General features: G+C 45.1%; 11 protein-coding genes. 7 read left to right on the top strand and 4 right to left on the bottom strand.

Going from position 1 to position 16,140, the window contains the following annotated elements; translation table 11 throughout:
• Window positions 1-205: 205 nt before the first annotated feature.
• Window positions 206-1,231 carry a LacI family DNA-binding transcriptional regulator gene (locus tag HPS56_RS11455; protein ID WP_172276691.1) on the top strand — a complete coding sequence of 342 codons (1,026 nt, stop codon included), beginning with the start codon at window positions 206-208 and terminating at the stop codon, window positions 1,229-1,231.
• Window positions 1,232-1,273: 42 nt separating this feature from the next.
• Here HPS56_RS11455 and HPS56_RS11460 read toward each other — a convergent pair whose 3' ends face one another.
• Window positions 1,274-1,759 (bottom strand): PaaI family thioesterase, encoded by a 486-nt coding sequence (locus HPS56_RS11460; RefSeq protein ID WP_172276694.1) that lies wholly within the window; start codon window positions 1,757-1,759, stop codon window positions 1,274-1,276.
• A 112-nt stretch (window positions 1,760-1,871) separates the two neighbouring features.
• A complete protein-coding gene (locus tag HPS56_RS11465; protein ID WP_172276697.1) occupies window positions 1,872-3,206 on the bottom strand; it encodes a glycoside hydrolase family 28 protein in 1,335 nt (444 codons plus the stop codon).
• Between the two features lie 370 nt (window positions 3,207-3,576).
• On the opposite strand from HPS56_RS11465, the gene HPS56_RS11470 reads away from it, so the two are divergent.
• Window positions 3,577-5,352: a hydroxymethylglutaryl-CoA lyase-like TIM-barrel protein gene (locus HPS56_RS11470; RefSeq protein ID WP_172276700.1), complete on the top strand. Its 1,776-nt coding sequence runs from the start codon at window positions 3,577-3,579 to the stop codon at window positions 5,350-5,352.
• Between the two features lie 111 nt (window positions 5,353-5,463).
• Window positions 5,464-6,000: an HD domain-containing protein gene (locus HPS56_RS11475; protein WP_172276703.1), complete on the top strand. Its 537-nt coding sequence runs from the start codon at window positions 5,464-5,466 to the stop codon at window positions 5,998-6,000.
• 48 nt (window positions 6,001-6,048) lie between these two features.
• Here HPS56_RS11475 and HPS56_RS11480 read toward each other — a convergent pair whose 3' ends face one another.
• The gene (locus tag HPS56_RS11480; protein ID WP_172276706.1) at window positions 6,049-7,260 is read right to left on the bottom strand and encodes a site-specific integrase; all 1,212 of its coding nucleotides are present in this window, start codon (window positions 7,258-7,260) and stop codon (window positions 6,049-6,051) included.
• Between the two features lie 212 nt (window positions 7,261-7,472).
• Here HPS56_RS11480 and HPS56_RS11485 point away from each other — a divergent pair, with 212 nt between their 5' ends.
• The 4 genes from HPS56_RS11485 to HPS56_RS11500 all read left to right on the top strand — a co-directional run bounded on the left by HPS56_RS11485 (window position 7,473) and on the right by HPS56_RS11500 (window position 14,437).
• On the top strand, window positions 7,473-10,376 hold the full coding sequence (locus HPS56_RS11485) for a putative LPS assembly protein LptD (protein WP_285822015.1): 2,904 nt from the start codon (window positions 7,473-7,475) through the stop codon (window positions 10,374-10,376).
• 64 nt (window positions 10,377-10,440) lie between these two features.
• A complete protein-coding gene (locus HPS56_RS11490) occupies window positions 10,441-12,696 on the top strand; it encodes a cation:proton antiporter (protein ID WP_172276708.1) in 2,256 nt (751 codons plus the stop codon).
• 623 nt (window positions 12,697-13,319) lie between these two features.
• Entirely contained in the window at window positions 13,320-13,931 is a 612-nt protein-coding gene (locus HPS56_RS11495; protein ID WP_172276710.1) for a DJ-1/PfpI family protein, read from the top strand.
• The gene (locus HPS56_RS11500) at window positions 13,928-14,437 is read left to right on the top strand and encodes a GNAT family N-acetyltransferase (RefSeq protein WP_172276712.1); all 510 of its coding nucleotides are present in this window, start codon (window positions 13,928-13,930) and stop codon (window positions 14,435-14,437) included. The genes HPS56_RS11495 and HPS56_RS11500 overlap by 4 nt, the downstream gene beginning before the upstream one ends.
• Window positions 14,438-14,577: 140 nt before the next feature.
• Here HPS56_RS11500 and pepT read toward each other — a convergent pair whose 3' ends face one another.
• Window positions 14,578-15,801 carry a peptidase T gene (pepT, locus tag HPS56_RS11505; RefSeq protein WP_172276715.1) on the bottom strand — a complete coding sequence of 408 codons (1,224 nt, stop codon included), beginning with the start codon at window positions 15,799-15,801 and terminating at the stop codon, window positions 14,578-14,580.
• Window positions 15,802-16,140 lie beyond the last annotated feature (339 nt).

Here is a 16,140-nt window from a genome sequence, read left to right on the forward strand (position 1 = left end):
ACTTATTATCAACTATTCATTACTCTTCTGAATTCGTACTGCAAAGGTAATTATAAAATTGCTATCCTGTATACACTTAACACTAAAAAATCAACGTAAACGTTTGCGAATTAGACATAAAATATCTAACTTTGCATAAACCATACTGAAAAGTATTCCGTCTAAAAAAACAAAATACCTAAAAAATAATCTTATCACTCTGTTCATGAACAAAAAACACCGTACGTCATTGAAAGACTTGGCAAAGGAACTTGGAGTAAGCATTGCCACTGTCAGCCGGGCCTTGCGCAACAGTCCCGAGATAGGTAAAGACATGCAGGATAAAGTCAAGGCACTTGCCGTAAAACTCAACTACCGTCCGAATCCATTTGCACGAAGCCTGAGACGGGAGGCTCCCAAAATGATTGGAGTAATCGTGCCAAACCTTGTAACCCACTATTATGCGGCCGTGCTCGACGGTATTGAAGACGAGGCAAGAAAAGCCGGATATTCGATAATAAGCGCAAACAGCCATGAAGACTGTATAACAGAAGCACGTATAACGGACAACTTCATCAACTTACATGTAGAAGGAATCATTGCATGTCTTGCACAAAACACCACTGACTATAAACATTTCAACGAGGTTGCAGACATTGGCATACCACTGGTATTTTTCGGCCGCACATGTATGACCGACCGCTTCTCTACAGTGACAGCCAATGGAGACGAGGCAGCCCAACAGGCAACGCAACATCTCATAGACACAGGCAGCCGCAGAATTGCATTCATAGGGGGGCCCAACCATTTGGACATGGTAAAAAGACGCAAGCATGGCTATCTTGAGGCCTTACGGGATAACAACATACCCATAGAGAGGGAACTGGTATTCTGCAATAAAATTGACTATGATGTTGCACTAAGCGCATGCACGGAAATGCTCACGCGCGAAAATCGCCCTGACGCAATTCTGGCATTCAACGACATCATAACGTTTGCAGCATTCAATGCAATAAAAAAACAACACTTGAGAATACCGGACGATGTGGCATTGATTGGATTCACTGATGACGTACATGCGGAATACGTTACACCGAGAATGTCGGCAATAGCAGATCAAAGTCATCTTCTTGGAGAAACAGCCTGCCGCCTTCTGTTGAAAAACATAGAAGGCGACAAGAACGTATATAAAGAAATCGTACCGCAGAAACTTATAATAAGAGAAACCTCCGCAAAGACAATGAAGACGTGATTGTATCACGTCTTCATTGTCTTTGCGGAGGTAAGATTTAAGTCAGAATCCAAACAACTCGTCGCCTTCAGTATCGCAATATTTAAAGCCCATCCCACGTGCCTTATCCTGAGGAAATGTGAAATAAACAGCCTCGCCTTCACAGCAAGTCTCACCTTTTGAGTTCTGTATCTCAACATGGATAAAAGCAACATTACGACGAAGTTCTTTAAGACGAGCACGCACGGTTATCTGAGGTTCGGTAGTCATTATAGGCTTCTTGTATTTGACTTCCAGCCTGATTGTAACACCACTCGTCTGCAATTTTCTGAAAACCACCCACGAAGCACACTCATCTATAAGCGTAGCCTGTATACCTCCATGTAAAGTGTCTATCCAACCCTGATAATGTGTCTGCGGTTTCCAGAAACTCACGATGTCATCACCATCCTCATAGAATTCCATCTTCACACCTAAAGGATTATCCGGACTGCAACCAAAGCAGTCATACCCTTCTTTATTTAGCCATTGATTCTTCAATTTACGCATAATATTATTACATTATATATTTCCCTAACCGGCCATTAGACCATGATACGTATGAAATCAACATTTAATCAGTTTTTCTCAAGTCAGTGACCGATTGTGATTAAAGTTTCTTTCATAACCTTTTACTATCATTAAGAATCACATTCTTTACAGTACAGTTCTGTATATATGATGTGTCGAAATCACCATCCGGGTCCTTTGCCTTGATATTCTCGAAAACGACATCACTCACATCATAATCATCCGAACGGCGCACATCATAGAATCTCTTGCTGCACTCTATATCAACATTACGTAAGGTCACATTCTTCACACCTGAGCGCGGCTTGTCCTCACGCTCCTGGGGATTATGAAACTGCCGCCATGCAGCGGCACGTATTCCGTTTTTCGTACGTCCGGAAACATTTTCCACCAAAACATTACGATAACTTTGAGGAGTATCCGGCCGCATCTTAAACAAAACAAGATTGCCCGTACCGTCAAACCTGCAGTCACGCAATATCACATTGCTGCAGTCCCATGCCTCGCTTCCGAATGTGACCCCCGCACCGGCAATGCCGTAACTGCAGTTCTCTATGATAATGTTACAACACGGAGCATTTGTGGTATCCTTGTCCACAAACGTCCCCTTACCTCCTTTAAGGCAGACACCATCGTCATTCACATTAATATAACAGCCACGTACAAGCACATCATGGCATCCGTCAAGATCGAGAGCATCCGTACTCGGACCCTTAGGATAACCTGATGTCGGAGCATATATATAACAATCAAGATATTTCACATTTCCGCACTTATAGAGATGATTTGTCCAGAAACCACTGTTTACAAGACGCACATCCTGAACAGTGACATTCGTTGAGTTTGAAATATAAACCATTCTCGGGCGCAACGCCTCAAGATTTGTACATTTTGGATTCACTTTTCTGCGTAGCCAGAACTCATCATAGAACTTACGTCCGTTACCGTCTATTGTTCCTTTTCCGGTGATAGTAAAACCATCCACCTCGTCTGCGTTTATAAGGGCTGCAAAATAATTCAGGGTCTGTCCCTCAAGACGCGTCTTCACAATCTCATAATGAGTAATCGCATCGCTGCCTTTCAGCCGACCGCCATCAGCCAGATGCAAGTGAGTTCCCTGACGGAAAAACAGAGACCCGGTAAGGAAAGTTCCTTTTGGAATAACTATTACCCCACCACCGTCTTTAAATGCACGGTCAATCACCCCTTGTATGGCTGCAGTCTGCACCACAGCGGTGTCATCAACCACACCGTAATCTGTTATAACATATTTCCGCCCAAGTTTGTCGACATCCACTTTTGCAGTGTCAGAAAACCATTCCGGCACCGGAGTACCGTCCGGAAACGTCTGCTGATGTTTTTTTCTTGCCGATGTCATCGTTGCCGCCATCAGCAACACCACAGTAAAAATTCCAATCTTATTCATAATAAAAAAATATTTTGATTTGTTTATTCCACACATACATAAATACCGGCAGTCAATGCTGATGCAATCAGGCTGCTACAAAAGAGATCTCAAGTTACGGTAAGAAAAATCATCCGAACACCAATAGCCATCTGCCGGAAATCAGGTTGTCGAGTGCAAAGATAATGTAAAAAGACAAGAAGACAAAAAAAATATCATATACGTTGTATGCATCATAAATTATTTTCCCTATCTTTGCAATATATTTATTATCGACTGACTGTCCGGATATTGGGCATGATACTGCAGAAAATATCTTAATGATATGCAATACATTTCTGCAAGGTTTTCAGAACAGTAAACGGGAAGTTATACAAAAAGTAGTAAAGCTATGAAAAAGAAAATTCAGTTCAGTCTCGTTTATCGGGATATGTGGCAGAGTTCAGGAAAATTCCAGCCACGTAAGGACCAGTTGGAGAGAATAGCTCCTGTTATTATCGAAATGGGGTGTTTCTCACGTGTGGAGACAAACGGCGGGGCATTCGAGCAAGTAAACCTTCTTGCCGGTGAAAATCCAAACGATGCTGTACGTGCATTCTGCAAGCCGTTCAATGAGGTTGGAATAAAAACCCACATGCTTGACCGCGGTCTTAACGCATTAAGAATGTATCCCGTACCTGATGATGTGCGTGAATTGATGTACAAGGTCAAGCATGCACAGGGAGTTGATATCACACGCATATTCTGCGGCCTTAACGATGTCAGGAATATTATTCCGGGCATAAAATGGGCGGCCGCAGCCGGCATGACACCACAGGGCACTCTCTGCATAACAAACTCACCGGTACACACTGTTGAATATTACAGCAACATAGCCGACAAGCTTATTGAGGCAGGAGCACAGGAAATATGCCTTAAAGATATGGCAGGAATAGGACAGCCGGCAATGCTCGGGGCACTGACTAAAGAAATAAAGACCAAGCATCCGGACATACTCATACAATATCACGGCCATTCCGGACCGGGTCTCTCAATGGCCTCTATCCTTGAAGTATGCAACAACGGAGCCGATGTCATAGATACGGCAATAGAACCGCTGAGCTGGGGCAAGGTGCATCCGGACATCATATCCGTACAGAGCATGCTCAAGAATGAAGGCTTCGACGTGCCGGAAATAAATATGAACGCATACATGAAAGCACGCACGCTGACACAGGAGTTCATCGACGACTGGCTCGGATACTTCATCAACCCTGCAAACAAACACATGTCATCGTTGCTTCTCGGTTGCGGACTTCCCGGAGGCATGATGGGTTCTATGATGGCCGACCTTGACGGCATCAGGAAGGTTATCAACGGCACACTTAAGAGCAAGGGCGAGAAAGAGCTTTCCATAGACGACATGCTTGTAAAACTCTTCGATGAAGTGGCATACGTATGGCCGCGCGTAGGATATCCTCCATTGGTAACCCCATTCTCGCAATATGTAAAGAATATCGCATTGATGAACCTGCTGACAATGACACAGGGCAAGGGAAGGTTCGTAATGATGGACGATGCCATGTGGGGAATGATACTCGGCAAGAGCGGAAAAGTGCCGGGCAACCTGGATCCGGAATTCATTGCACTTGCAGAAAAACAAGGACGCAAGTTCACCGATGAAGATCCGCATACGCTCATCAACAACGCTCTCGAGGACTTCAAGAAAGAAATGGATGAGAACGGATGGGATTACGGACAGGACAACGAAGAACTCTTCGAACTTGCAATGCATCCAGAACAATACCGCAACTACAAGAGCGGTATGGCAAAGAAGAATTTCCTTGCCGACCTGCAAAAGGCCAAAGACGCAAAAATGGGCTCAAAACTGTCACCCGAACAACTTGCTGCATTCAAGCATGCAAAGGCAGACGCTGTCATAGCACCTATAGACGGACAGTTGTTCTACGAATTCAATGGTGACGGTGAATGTGCACCATGTCTCGAACCGTTTATCGGCCAGAAATACAAAGAGGGCGACAACTTCTGCTACATACAGGCCAAATGGGGCGAGATAGTGCCTATCCCTGCAGCCATAGGAGGAAAACTTGTGGAAGTTGCGGCAAAGCAAGGCGCAAAGGTAAGGCGCGGCACCACTTTAGCATGGTTGGAAAGACCACAGGATTAGACATCAGAACATTCCGTATTTTAATATCTGAATAAAAACAATCATCCGCGCCAATAACCACTCAAAGGATATCTGACGCGGATGATTATTTATTGTATATATACCACATATATGGACTATAATAAAATAATTCTCAAATATTATCCCGAAGACAACTTCCTGAGAAAACTGCTGATAAGACACAGCCGCGACGTTGCCGGCCTTGCCTTGAAAATAGCCGCCCGTCATCCCGAACTGGACATAGACATCCGCTTTGTGGAAGAAGGGGCGATGCTTCACGACATCGGCATCTTCACCACAAATGCTCCGGGCATTTTTTGCAACGGCCAGGACCCTTACATACTGCACGGATACAACGGGGCAAAACTGCTCCGCAGCCTCGGCTACGACCGCCACGCACGCGTATGCGAAAGACACACAGGCACAGGAATCACTGCACGTCAGATACAGCAGCGCAACCTGCCCCTACCCGTCCTCGACTTTCTGCCCGAAACAACAGAGGAGATTCTTATCTGCTATGCAGACAAGTTCTTCTCAAAATCACATCCCGACAAGATGAAAACCACCGAGGAAGCAATAAAAAGCCTTGAAAAGTTCGGAAACGAGGGAATCATAAAGTTCAAGGAATGGATCGACATGTTCGGGTGAATTACGGAACAGAACCGATTGTATATATAATTTCAGTTATAAAACGCCCTATAATTCCTTCAATATTCTCACATTTGCATCGTCTATCTGGTCTGTTTGTATCGAGTCAAGATATATCCTGGTCGTTTCCTCATTATCGTGCCCCATTCCAAGACTTATGACGCTAAGCGACACATCCATTGATTTCGCCACGCTTGCCCATGAATGACGGGCAACATACATGCTAAGAGGAATCTGTATGCCGGCCATTCCGGCAATTATCTTAAGTTTTCTGTTTACCAAAAGCATTTTATTAAGATATTGCTTACGCTCAGTCCCGTCCTGCCTCTCTATGACCGGAAGCAAATATTCACTTCCGGAAAGTGTATATTTCATGATAATATCCAATATGGGCTTCTCAAGCCTTACGACAATCTGCTGTCCCGTCTTTCTTCTGTTATATGTGATGAAACCGTTTGACATGTCCTTTTTCCTTAAATATGCAATGTCTATGAATGACATTCCGCGCATATAGAATGAAAAAAGGAATATATCACGCGCAAACTCCAAAACAGGATTCCTTAATAACCGCAATGCCTTTATATTCCGTATATCATTAATTGTGACAGCACGCTTCGGAGTCTTATCCACACCTGTATAGACATGCCTGAAAGGCTGGCGCTGAACCGTAATCCCCTCTTCCACCGCACGGTTATATACACACCGCAAGATTCTCATATAGAAAGAAGAGGTATTGCGGCAGAGATGATTCACTCTCATGAATATCTCATACTGCTCCATCATATCCGTGTCAATCATGTCAAAATACAGATCCATTCCTTTTCTATATTTTACAAGACTGTTTAGCATCTGTCCGTAAGTCTCGGCCGTCCTTTCCTTTCCAAGTCTTTGAAGCCGTGCAATCTGTATCCTTATGTATTCAAAAACAGAAACCGTGCCACAAGACGCCTCTCTATAACGCCTCACTACATCCGCAACCTTATACAAGCCGTCACCGTTTTCATAATATTCGACAATTCTGTTCATACGTTCCTTCTCTAACAGTATTTTCCCTCTTATGATATCCAGATACTTCGCGCGCTTACCTGATTCAGGATAGCCTTTCACGATACTGCCATTTTCATAATCCCATTCTTCCTTATGGATATGAAGACCCGTATTCACTTGTGCGACTTCCCGTCCATGGATTACCTGAATATACAATGTTCCCTCCTTACCGGAAACAGAAGACTCCTTGAATTTCAACTTTACTGACGTCATATTACCATTAATATATTACTACAAAATGAAAAATCAAATAAGGCATAAGCCACAATAAGCTTTACTTAACAAAAGGAAACATCGGATTTCATCCTACCTTTTCTGGTCATGCAATGCTTAAGTAAGCTTGACATAGCTCATTTGAGCTAACGGAAACGTTAAATTATTCAAAGCCGCATATTATTCGGTGATTTATAAGTAATTTTGCAGCCGTGAGAATTAAAATACTGATATTTTTTGTCATTTCCGCTTTCATGATTGTGTTTGCGGCGGTACCTGCAACACTCTCTTTAAATAAAAAAAAGAGTGTGACACCTGCCGATTCCATAACTTTAAGACAAGACCCCGTACCTGCAGATACAATTCCTGACAGTATTCTTTCAAACAATACCCATTCAAATAACATAACATCTGCCGACAGCCTGTCCGTGCCGATATACAACGGCCCCGACACCACGAGAATGGATTCCCTGCAACTCGCCATCTATCACCACAACAAGGCGATAGACGATTCTTTGGCTCTCGACAGCATAAACAGGAGAAAGAAAAACGGAATAGATTCCCCCGTACATTATACCGCTGACGACTCACTGACATTTGACGCAAATTCCGGATATGTATATCTTTACGGCAATGCAAACGTGAAATATCAGGACATGAATCTTCAGAGCGACAGGATATACATGAACCTCGACAGCAGTCTTGTCCACGCGACAGGAGCCGAGGACTCGTTGGGAAATATTGTAGGCACCCCTGTATTCAATATGGGAAGCGACTCATATCAGAACGACACAATAGCCTTTAACTTCAAGACAAAGAAGGGACTTATCAGCGAGGTATATACAGAGCAACAGGACGGTTTCCTGACAAGCAAGCTGGCAAAGCGCAATTCAAAAGGCGAACTGTTTCTGCAGCACGGACGCTATACGACCTGCGACGAACCTCACCCCGACTTCTACATAGCTCTTTCACGCGCCAAAGTGCGTCCCGGCAAAGACGTGGTGTTCGGTCCGGCATATCTTGTTGTGGCCGATGTTCCACTGCCACTGGCAATACCATACGGATTCTTTCCTTTTTCCAAAAGCTATTCCAGCGGTTTCATCATGCCTACATACGGTGATGAGACAGAAAGGGGATTTTATCTGAGAGACGGAGGATATTATTTCGCTATCAGCGACAAGATGGACCTTAAACTTATCGGTGAGATTTACACCAAGGGCTCATGGGGTCTGTCTGCCGCCTCAAACTACCGCAAGCGATACAAATTCAGCGGAAGTTTCTTCGCAAGCTACCAAAACACCGTCAATGGTGAGAAAAACATGCCCGACTATTCAAAACAGACAAGTTTCAAGATACAGTGGAGCCACCGTCAGGACGCCAAAGCCAATCCCTTCCGCTCTTTGTCGGCAAGCGTAAACTTTGCCACAAGCAGCTATGAGCGCAACAACCTTACCAGCATGTACAATCCTCAAAGCTACACACAAAGTACACGCACATCATCAGTGAGCATGAGCAACACATTCTCAAACATAGGCCTCACGCTCAGCACCACCATGAACCTTAACCAGAACATGCGTAACTCCACGATATCCATGACTCTGCCCGACCTGAACATTTCACTCAGCAGGGTGTATCCGTTCAAGAGGAAAAAAATGGTGGGGAAAGAGAAATGGTATGAGAAAATATCACTCAGCTATACAGGACACCTGTCAAACTCCATAACCACAAAGGAAGACAAGCTACTGCACTCAAGCCTGTCACGCGACTGGCGCAACGGCATGCAGCACAACATCCCTATAAGCGGAAACTTCACCCTGTTCAAATACCTGAACATCAACCCGTCGCTGAACTTTACCGACCGCATGTATACCAATAAAATCATGCGCTCATGGGACGAGACGTCACAGAGAGAAGTGACCGATACCATAGACGGTTTCTACAACATATACGACTGGAGGATGAGTGTAAGCGCATCTACAAAGATATATGGCATGTTTGTGCCTTGGAGGAAACTTTTCGGAGACAAGATTGTTGCAATACGCCACGTGTTCACTCCACAGGTAAGTTTCAACTATGCCCCCGACTTCAGCACAAGCCGGTACGGATACTACGACAGCTATCAGCGCACCGATGCCAACGGCAACGTGTCGCTGGTTGAATACTCTCCTTATTCAAACGGGCTTTACGGTGTGCCGGGAAGAGGCAAGACCGGAAGTATCTCAATGGATATATCCAACAACCTTGAGATGAAAGTACGCACCCGCAACGACTCTATAAAAAAAATAAGCCTCATTGACGAACTCGGAGCATCAATGTCATACAATATGGCAACTGACATACGTCCATGGAGCGACCTTAACACACGTCTTCGCCTGAAGCTTACCAAAAGCTATACGTTCAACATGAACGCCACGTTCGCCACATACGCATACGAACTGGATGAAAACGGCAAGCCAAGGGTAAGCAACCATACCACACGATACAGTCAGGGTAAGTTCGGACGCTTCCAGGGTATGTCGCAGAACATTTCTTATACGCTCGACAACAGAAAGGTCGGCAACTTCCTGAAATGGCTGAGAGGCGAACGTTCGACAAAGAACAACGACACAGACAACAGTACAGACGACGAGGAAGAGGGATATAACCGTGAGACCAACGAAGACGACACCATGCAGAAAGGCCAGCGCGGCGCAAGAAAGGAAAGCGCAGGCAAGGCCGAGACTGACGAGGACGGCTACATGGCATACTCCATGCCATGGTCGCTCACTTTCGGATACGGAATCTCTATGCGCGAAGACACCGGAGGCGACTTCAACTACAAGAGCATGCGCTATCCGTATACCTTCATGCAGACGCTGAACTTCAGCGGCAACGTGCGCATCAGCGACGGATGGAACATCAGCTTCTCGTCGGGATATGACTTCGAACACAAGAAAATTTCAATGACAACCGCATCACTGAGCCGCGACCTGCATTGCTTCAACATGTCATGTTCCGTGGTGCTGGCCCCATACACAAGCTACAACTTCTCATTCCGCTGCAACGCAGCAACACTCACCGACGCCCTGAAATACGACAAGCGCAGCAGCTACAGCAATGCCGTACAATGGTATTGATTAAAAGAAAACATCGCAATGAAAGGGTCAAAGGAGAAAAATAAAAGAACATTCAACTGAGAAAATGGCCGAATTACCAGAATTAATCAAAGACCTTGCCCTTATACTTGTCGTGGCAGGTTCCGTGACGTTACTTTTCAAAAAACTACGCCAGCCACTTGTATTGGGATACATCGTGGCAGGGTTTCTTGTAAGTCCGCAAATGCCTTACACAATGTCTGTAGTAGACCGTGCCGATGTTCAGACATGGGCCGACATAGGCGTGGTGTTTCTTCTGTTCTCGTTAGGATTAGACTTCTCTTTCAAGAAAATACTGAAAATGGGGGCCGCCCCCGCCATAGCCGCATGCACAATAATATTCTGTATGATGGCATCAGGCATTTCCGTAGGAAAACTGTTCGGCTGGAGCCAGCCCGACTGTGTATTCCTTGGAGGTATGCTTGCCATGAGCTCCACTACCATCATTTACAAGGCTTTCGACGATATGGGGCTTCGTCAGCAACGCTTTGCAGGTCTTGTAATGAGTGTGCTCATACTTGAAGACATCCTCGCCATCGTCATGATGGTGATGCTGTCAGCCGTGGCAAGCGGCACAAATCCCGACGGCGGACAGATGCTGAACAGTATCCTGCGTATCGGATTTTTCCTTATCCTGTGGTTTGTGGTGGGCATTTCGCTTATTCCGTTCCTCCTTCGCCGTGCCCGTTCCATCATCAACGACGAGACACTGCTGATCGTATCTCTCGGACTGTGCTGTCTCATGGCCGTCATATCCACACAGGTGGGCTTCAGCAGTGCCTTCGGTGCTTTCGTCATGGGAAGCATTCTGGCCGAAACAATAGAGGCCGAACGCATAATAAAGATTGTGGAACCTGTAAAAAACCTTTTCGGGGCCATTTTCTTCGTGTCTGTAGGAATGCTTGTCGAGCCAAAGGTGCTTGCCGAATATGCCTTTCCTATAATAATGCTTGTGCTTACCATTCTCATAGGCCAGGCTGTATTCGGTTCATTCGGCTATCTCATAAGCGGCCAGTCACTGAAGACGGCTATGAAATGCGGATTCTCAATGGCACAGATTGGAGAGTTCGCCTTTATCATCGCCTCGCTCGGCCTGTCGCTCGGTGTCATAAGCAAATTCCTTTATCCGGTTGTGGTGGCAGTATCGGTGATAACGACATTCCTCACCCCATATATGATACGCTTTTCCAACCCATGTTACAGAGTAATGGAAAAACATCTTCCTCACAAGATTATAACCGTACTCAACAAGATAACCCTAAGCCATCCGTCAACAGCTTCGGCAAAAAACAAATGGAAAAGCCTTATCACGCAGATGAGCGTGAACACGGTCATATACTTCATTCTCTCAGTAGCCGTAATATTTATCATGCTCACGTTCTTCCTGCCTTTCATACGCCACCTGCTGACCGGATGGCACTGGACGGCGAATTTCATCTGCGGCCTGATTACCGTTATCGGCATATCACCGTTTCTGCGCGCCATGGTGATGAAGAAAAACCACAGCGAAGAGTTCAAGGAACTGTGGGCCGAAAGCCGACTCAACCATTTTCCGCTCATATTCACAATAATAGTAAGGATGGTTATCGCATGCTCACTGATTTTCTATGTGTTCAACTACCTGAGCAGATTCGCCAATGCACTGATATATACATTTGCCGTTGCAATCATAATAGTGATGATTCTGTCACGAAGCATAAAGCACAGTTCAATACGCCTTGAGAGACTGTTTATACAGAACCTGCGCTCACGCGACATACAGGCACAGGTGCACGGACACCGACGTCCGCTCTACGAGGGGCATCTTCTCGACAGAGACATACACATGGCCGACGTGGAAGTGCCGGCAGGATCGACATGGGCCGGAATGCGTCTGCGCGAGCTGAAGCTACGCAACAGATTCGGAATACATGTGAGCTGCATACTCAGGGCAAACCGACGAATAAACATACCGTCCGGAGAAGATGTTGTCTTTCCGGGCGACAAACTTCAGGTCATAGGAAGCGACGAACAGCTGTCTTCATTGGCATCGGCACTGAAAACAGAAATATACAGCGATGATTCCGACATAGAAAACCGCGAGATGAAACTGCATCAGATGGTCATAACGGGAAACAGTCCGTTTGTCGACAAGACTCTTAGCGAAAGCGGTATCCGCGATATATACAACTGCATGGTAGTGGGACTTGAGGAAGGCAAGGAGAATCTGTCGCAAATAGACCCGTCATACCGTTTTCGCAAAGGCGACATCATTTGGGTGGTAGGTGAGAATAATTCAGTAATCCAGCTAAGCAAAGCCTGAATTAAGAAAGCAAAGTGTTTTTTGAAATCTATTTACATATCGACATATATGTAAAATCCTCTTCCGATGAATAGGCTATTCATGCTCAATGAATGGCCTATTCATTGCAAGAGAACAGACTATTCATCAACCGTGAATGGCATGTTCATTTTCGGCATATTTTTGTCAGCTGCTAACGCTTTGTATATCAACATATTACACCTACAATAAAATTCACAGAAAACAATGCTTGAATACATTGTGAATTTTTATTACACATAACAGTATTTTCATTCCTGCTGAGACACATACCGACTCTATATGCTTGCAATTTCCGAATATAGAAAAAGAGGATTATTCACCTTCGGCAAACAATACAGTCAACTTCCTGTTCCATCTGAAGCGTAGCCTGTTATATTCCGGAGTCTGTAATGCTGTTCCTTTTGTCGTTAATAACCGGTTTTAAAATACTAAAAACCTGTCAATATTCCCACTTTTCTGTAACTTTCATATAACTTCAATCTAAAGAAAAGAATCATTTCTTTATCCTGCCGATGTGGAAATCTCAATATTTTCATGTAAATTTGCATCAGATTGGAAGCACTCATTTCCAATGATATAGTAGAAAAACAAGAACATTAATCATGAGCAACGAAATTCTATATATCCTCCTGCCGGATTATGCGGCACATGAGGTGGTGTATCTTTCACAGGCTATCGCCTCTGATGAATATGCCTTAAAGGAAAAACCGAAGTATGTCAACAAGGTTGTGGCTCCGACATTGGAACCTGTCAAATCCATCGGTGGCTTTCGCACACTGCCAGACTATTCGTTTGAAACACTGCCCGACGATTATGCGGCATTGGTGCTGATCGGCGGTTTCGGATGGAGCACTCCTATGGCAGAACAAGTTGTGCCCATTGTCAAGAAAGCCATTGAAAAAGGCAAGATTATCGGTGCAATCTGCAATGGGGCTTCGTTCATGGCAAAACATGGATTCCTAAATGCGGCCAGACATACAGGCAACGGTCTGGAACAACTGAAATTATGGGGCAGTGACAATTACACTAATTCCGACGGATATGTCCACACCCAAGCAGTAAGCGACAAAGGCATAGTGACAGCAAACGGTTCGGCAACGCTTGAATTTGCAAAAGAACTTCTCCTGTTGATTGAAAACGACACACCGGAACGCATCAGCATGTACTATCAGTTCAACAAGCAGGGCTTCTGCAATTTGTTCCCCGATTTATGATTGAAACAGAACGTCTGATCCTGCGCCATTGGAGAACCGATGACGCGGAGGCTCTATACAAATATGCGTCCGACAGAAGAGTAAGCGACCTTGCCTTGTGGCCATGCCATGACTCTATAGGCATGAGCCGTGAAGTGATCAAGAATATCTTTGCACCCAACCCATATTCATTCGCCATGGTCCTCAAAGATACCAATGAACCTATAGGATGCATCGGACTTGTGCCCTACGGAAATGAACATCATCCCCTGACTGCCGCAGAACGGGAGGTGGGCTATTGGATTGGTCATCCTTATTGGGGTTGCGGTCTGACAACCGAGGCTCTTAAAGGATTGATTGGGTTTTGTCGCGATAATATGACGTGCAGGTCGCTGCTGATCACTACCGATGTCCGGAACACTGCCTCACAGCGCGTGGCAGAGAAATGCGGGTTCAGGTTTCTTGAAGATTATAAGTATGAAGGAATGTATGGCAAGGCATACCGGTTAAACCTTCGCACAGGCTGAAAATCCGCTCTTCGCCCATCGTAGCCAAACGGTTTTTATTGTATGGCGGTTCAAATAAGAAAGCCCTTAATATAAAAGTGGTTCCATAAAAGCATTTTCTAACTTTTATGGAACCACTTCATAAACATCCGACCTCTATCCTAAAGCGTTTTCTTTGCGGTAAGCTCACATATCTTTATTATCACCTCCATGGCTTTCCGCATTACCTGAATGCTCACAAACTCGTACGGGCCGTGAAAATTCACTCCTCCGGCAAAGATGTTAGGGCATGGAAGTCCCTTGAAACTTAGCTGTGCGCCATCGGTTCCGCCGCGTATAGGCTGTACCTTGGCCGGCACGTCGCATTCAGCCATAGCCTCGGTTACGATGTCTATCACGTGCATATTCGGCTCAATCATCTCCTTCATGTTATAGTACTGGTCGCGGATGTCTGCCGAGAATGTGCCCTCACCATACTTGGCATTCATGCTATCCACCAGTCCGGCAATGAATGCCTTACGGTTCTCAAACTTCCGGCGGTCATGATCCCTTATAATATATGACAGCGTAGCCTTTTCCGTCTCACTCTTTATGCCTATAAGATGATAGAAGCCTTCGTAGCCTGTTGTTGCCTCCGGAGTCTCACCGGCAGGCATTGCCGTGGCAAACTCTGCGGCAAGACGGCTTGCGTTCACCATCTTTCCTTTGGCATATCCCGGATGTACGCTCACTCCCCTTATATTTATCTTTGCCGATGCGGCATTGAAGTTCTCATATTCAAGCTCACCGATGTCGCCTCCGTCGATGGTGTATCCCCAACGGCATCCGAATTTTTCGACATCAAAATGATGCGCCCCCATTCCGATCTCCTCATCAGGATTGAAGGCCACCCTTACATCACCGTGCTCTATCTCCGGATGATCCCTCAGATAACATACAGCCTGCATAATCTCGGCTATTCCCGCCTTATCGTCTGCACCTAAAAGAGTGTGCCCGTCTGTAACGATAAGGTCCTCTCCAACATGATGAAGAAGTTCGGGAAATTTCTTCGGTGAGGACACGATGCCCTCTGAAAGCTGGATGTCACCTCCATCATAATTCCTCACAATACGGGGATTGACGCCCTCACCGCTTGCATCCGGACTTGTGTCATAATGGCTTATAAAGCCTATCGTGGGCACATCCTTTGCCGTATTGCCTTTAAGAGTGGCATAGATATATCCCTTCCCGTCAAGCTCGACATCGGCAAGTCCTTCGTTTTCAAGCTCTTTCTTCAGATATTCCGCAAACTTCAGCTGCTTGGAGGTACTCGGTACGCTTTGGCTTTCTTCTGAAGACTGGGTATCAAACTTCGTGTAGTTTAAAAATCTTTCTGTAAGTTCCATAATCTTATTATATTTTTCATTAAAGGCTATATTTGTATACCGGCCGCCTACAATTAAAACACAGTCTGCGTCATGCAAACCACAATACATATCCGCATTCCACTTCTTACAGCCGTATTTATGCAAAGATAAAATAAAAAAATGAGAATAAGACAAATGTGGCAAAAGAACATCAATAAAGATGACATTTTTTATACCCACGGCACAATATATATAGAATGAGCATACAGGATGACATAAAAACTGTCATGCCATGTATGCCCATCCAAAATTTTATCTTACGTCCGATTCGCTATTCCCGCTCGATATTCCCATGAGGAATATAGAAAAAAGCCTTGG

This window comes from Xylanibacter muris (assembly GCF_013166605.1).
Classification (GTDB): Bacteria; Bacteroidota; Bacteroidia; order Bacteroidales; family Bacteroidaceae; genus Prevotella; species Prevotella muris.

Bases quoted from the DNA above. Each gene is read 5' to 3' on its own strand.
- pepT (WP_172276715.1), bottom strand. From the start codon at position 15,801: ATGGAACTTACAGAAAGATTTTTAAACTACACGAAGTTTGATACCCAG.
- HPS56_RS11465 (WP_172276697.1), bottom strand. From the start codon at position 3,206: ATGAATAAGATTGGAATTTTTACTGTGGTGTTGCTGATGGCGGCAACG.
- HPS56_RS11480 (WP_172276706.1), bottom strand. From the start codon at position 7,260: ATGACGTCAGTAAAGTTGAAATTCAAGGAGTCTTCTGTTTCCGGTAAG.
- HPS56_RS11500 (WP_172276712.1), top strand. From the start codon at position 13,928: ATGATTGAAACAGAACGTCTGATCCTGCGCCATTGGAGAACCGATGAC.
- HPS56_RS11495 (WP_172276710.1), top strand. From the start codon at position 13,320: ATGAGCAACGAAATTCTATATATCCTCCTGCCGGATTATGCGGCACAT.
- HPS56_RS11460 (WP_172276694.1), bottom strand. From the start codon at position 1,759: ATGCGTAAATTGAAGAATCAATGGCTAAATAAAGAAGGGTATGACTGC.
- HPS56_RS11455 (WP_172276691.1), top strand. From the start codon at position 206: ATGAACAAAAAACACCGTACGTCATTGAAAGACTTGGCAAAGGAACTT.
- HPS56_RS11475 (WP_172276703.1), top strand. From the start codon at position 5,464: ATGGACTATAATAAAATAATTCTCAAATATTATCCCGAAGACAACTTC.
- HPS56_RS11490 (WP_172276708.1), top strand. From the start codon at position 10,441: ATGGCCGAATTACCAGAATTAATCAAAGACCTTGCCCTTATACTTGTC.
- HPS56_RS11470 (WP_172276700.1), top strand. From the start codon at position 3,577: ATGAAAAAGAAAATTCAGTTCAGTCTCGTTTATCGGGATATGTGGCAG.